Consider the following 1,219-nt stretch of genomic DNA (forward strand, 5'->3'; position numbering starts at 1 on the left):
TCTTGTTTCCAGTTGAGGAGATTGAATACGTGCATATTAATACGACTTTTTGTCGTGTTGTAGGTCGGTTTCTGTAAATTACTTGCCTATTTCTACAAAATTGTTGTTATAGCGCTGGAATCGGAAACAGAAGAGAAAGTATAGTGAGCAAAATGACAACAGAGCGTAGACCGATTGACGGTTTATGGAGCATTACATGAACACATTAGCCGAAACCATGCAGCAGTATGTTGAAAAGCATGATCTGCACAATTTAGAAGGCATCAAGCAAACTGCTATCGAAGGCGTTTGGTTTTATCGCAGTAGCAAAGGCAATAACCGTCAACCATTTGTGTATCAATCAGGGATCATTGTGCTTGGCCAAGGGCATAAAAACATCCATATAGGGCAAACGCCAGTTCAGTATGGTCCGGATGACTATTTGGTGGTGGGTGTACCTATGCCTCTAGAGTGTGAAGCATTTGCCACCAACAATGAGCCTTTGCTCGGTATTTCTATCGACATCTCGCCCACGCTGCTGCACAAACTTGTGAAAAAGCTCGAAGCACAGAAATTCAGTAATATCTGCGAAGATTCTAAACGTTGTGGCCTCAAATCGGTTCGAATGAACGATGCCATGCTCGATGCTTGCAAGCGATTAATGAAGGCGCTTTGCAACGATTTGGATGTGGCGATATTGGGCGAGTCCTTACTAGAAGAAATTGTCTATCGAACGCTTGTAAGTAAAGAAGGGTACGTGTTGTTTGAATTGGCTCACCAAGAAGGTTCCTACGCGAGAGTAGCAAAAGAGTGTAGATCTCGGTGGTCGCCGTATCATTAAAAAATTGGTTTTGTGAAACCGTTTATTGCCATTGCCAATGCGGCTCACTTAGCTGGCTTGTTGGCCGGGATGGCGATTGCGCTGTTCGACTCGGGCAAGCAGAAATACCAACAACAAGCGTGATAGCAAAAACAAAAAAAGACCGCTCGAAAGCGGTCTTTTTGTATCTAAAGCAGCGTTACTTACTGATAGAGGTATTTGGTAAACAGCAAATCAGCAATGACGGTTTTCCCGGTCTCTGGCAGTAAGGTTTCGTTTAGCTCTTTCACCAACGTTTTGCGTAGGTCTTCTCGGCCAGAAAGCGACTTGATCGTATCTTCGGTTTGTTTGCCTAGGAGTTCGATGACCGCATCGCGAATCAAGGGTTGATGGTGCTCAACAATCGCTAGGTCTTGTTGG

General features: G+C 44.4%; 1 protein-coding gene and 2 pseudogenes. 2 read left to right on the top strand and 1 reads right to left on the bottom strand.

The features are described from left to right. Positions 1-196: 196 nt before the first annotated feature. Both R7P35_RS25000 and R7P35_RS25005 read left to right on the top strand, forming a co-directional pair. Positions 197-817: pseudogene (locus tag R7P35_RS25000) on the top strand (AraC family transcriptional regulator); the annotation flags it as partial. A gap of 6 nt (positions 818-823) precedes the next feature. Then, positions 824-943, top strand: a pseudogene (locus R7P35_RS25005) (rhomboid family intramembrane serine protease GlpG); the annotation flags it as partial. A 59-nt stretch (positions 944-1,002) separates the two neighbouring features. On the opposite strand, the gene R7P35_RS25010 reads toward R7P35_RS25005, so the two are convergent. Beyond that, positions 1,003-1,219, bottom strand: a 217-nt coding sequence (locus R7P35_RS25010; RefSeq protein WP_318093083.1) for a flagellar basal body-associated FliL family protein, incomplete at its 5' end; no start/stop codon positions are given.

This window comes from Vibrio sp. Vb0304 (assembly GCF_033338995.1).
GTDB classification, from domain to species: domain Bacteria; phylum Pseudomonadota; class Gammaproteobacteria; order Enterobacterales; family Vibrionaceae; genus Vibrio; species Vibrio alginolyticus.